Here is a 1,961-nt window from a genome sequence, read left to right on the forward strand (position 1 = left end):
CTGCTGGAGCCGACGGCGGTCGCGCCGGACCGGGGGCCGGCCGGGTCAGCGAGTAGCCCGCCGGTACGCCCAGGTCGCCACGGTGAGCGAGCAGAGCCCGACGGCCGCGCAGACGCCCAGGTCACCGAGGACGGCGGCCCAGTCCGGGGCGGGGTCGAAGGTCCGGGCGAAGGCCTCCACGCCGTAGGTGGAGGGCAGCAGGTCGCGCAGCCACTGCACGGGCTGCGGCAGGTTGCCGGCCGGCAGGACGCCGAGCAGCAGCGCGGCGGACATGCCGAGCTGGCCCAGCAGAGTGGCGATCTCCTGGCGCCGGGCGAGCAGGCCGCAGGCGGCACCCAGACCGGACAGCGCCGCCCCGGCGAGCGGCACCACCGCCAGCAGCACCCAGAGGTTGCGGGCCGGCAGGTCGAACAGCCAGGCGCCGGCCGCGGCGGTGACCAGGGTGCCGGGCAGCGTGAACGAGGCGTAGGCGCCGGCCGCGCCGAGCACCACCGCGGCCGGTGGCACCGGCAGCGTCGCGTAGTGGTCGAGGCCGCCGGTGGCGCGCAGCCTGCCGAAGTACTGGGCGAGCAGGTTGAGCGCGACGAAGGCGACCACCAGCACGGCCGAACCGGCCACCACGGCGTGCGCGGCCGGGTTGCCGCCGCCGTCCACGACGCCGCGCATCATCACCAGGATGCCCAGCGACTGGAAGGTCGCGACGAACAGCAGCGGGATCCGGGCGACCTTGGCCCGGGCGAGCTGGGCGCGGTAGACCGCGGCGAGCGAGGGCAGCAGCCGGGCGGCGGGGGCCAGCTCGGCGGGGGTGGCGACGGCGGGCGCCGGGGTGTCGAGGAGCGTCACTTGGCGAGTCCTTTGTGCCGGCCGCCGAGCTTGAGGTAGGCGTCCTCCAGGCTGGGGGTGGCCAGGGTGAAGTCGTCGAGCGCGGCGAAGGCGGCACCGCCGGTGACCGCGGCGACCAGTTCGCGGGCCTGCTCGGGGGTGGTGCGGACGGTCCAGCGGCGGCCGGTGCGCTCGGCCCGGGCGGCGAGCTCGGCGACGGCGGGCACGTCGAGCGGGGCGTCGGTGCGCCAGACCAGGTCGAGCCGGACGTCGCCGTCGACCAGCGCCTTGAGGCCGCCGGGGGTGTCGCAGGCGATGACCCGGCCCTCGTCGACGACGGCGACCCGGTCGAGCACCGTCTCGGCCTCGATCACGTTGTGGGTGACCAGCAGCACGGTGGTGCCGCGCTCGGCCCGGCGGCGGTCCACGGCGGACCAGACGGCGCGCCGGGCGACCGGGTCCATGCCGGTGGTGGGCTCGTCCAGGACGAGCAGCGGACGCTCGCCGACCAGCGCGGCTGCGAAGCAGGCGAGGCGGCGCTGGCCGCCGGAGAGCTTGGCCAGCGGACGGCCGGCCAGCGGTTCGAGGCCGAGTTCGGCGAGCACCTCGGCCGCCTCGGCGCGGGCCTGGGCACGGCCGAGGCCGCGCAGCCGTCCGGTGGTCTCGGCGGCGAGCGAGACGGTGAGCTCGTCCAGCGCGGTGGACTCCTGGCCGAGGTAGGCCAGCAGCCGGGCGGCCCGCTCGGGGTGGCGGACGATGTCGTGGCCGAGGATGTCGATGCTGCCGGCGTCCGGGCGCAGCAGACCGGTCAGCTGGCGCACCAGCGTGGACTTGCCGGCGCCGTTCGGGCCGAGCAGGCCGAAGATCTCGCCGCGCCGCACGGTCAGGTCGATCCCGGCGTTCGCGGGGACTTCGGCGGCCTTGGCGCCGCTGCCGGTGCGGTAGGTCTTGGCAAGGCCGCGGACGGTACAGCAGGCCGGACCCGGAAGGTCCTCCCGGGCCCGCGGCGGGGCCAGGGGTGCCTGCCGGTCGGTGTCGCTCACGCGAGAGAACTTTACGCTCCGCGGCGCCCGGACCGGGCACGGGGGCCGGTCGGGGCGGCGCGGCTCCGGGTCGGGGCGGCGCGGCTCCGGGTCGGG

2 protein-coding genes are annotated in these 1,961 nt (G+C 77.1%); both read right to left on the reverse strand.

The window, feature by feature from the left end; all coding sequences use genetic code 11:
- Positions 1-45: 45 nt before the first annotated feature.
- A complete protein-coding gene (locus ABZ641_RS35215) occupies positions 46-843 on the reverse strand; it encodes an ABC transporter permease (RefSeq protein ID WP_344623981.1) in 798 nt (265 codons plus the stop codon).
- Complete coding sequence (locus ABZ641_RS35220; protein WP_344624027.1) at positions 840-1,838, reverse strand: ABC transporter ATP-binding protein; 999 nt, start codon at positions 1,836-1,838, stop codon at positions 840-842. The genes ABZ641_RS35215 and ABZ641_RS35220 overlap by 4 nt, the downstream gene beginning before the upstream one ends.
- Between the last annotated feature and the right edge of the window lie 123 nt (positions 1,839-1,961).

The sequence above is a fragment of the Kitasatospora sp. NPDC007106 genome, from assembly GCF_040634455.1.
GTDB classification, from domain to species: domain Bacteria; phylum Actinomycetota; class Actinomycetes; order Streptomycetales; family Streptomycetaceae; genus Kitasatospora; species Kitasatospora arboriphila.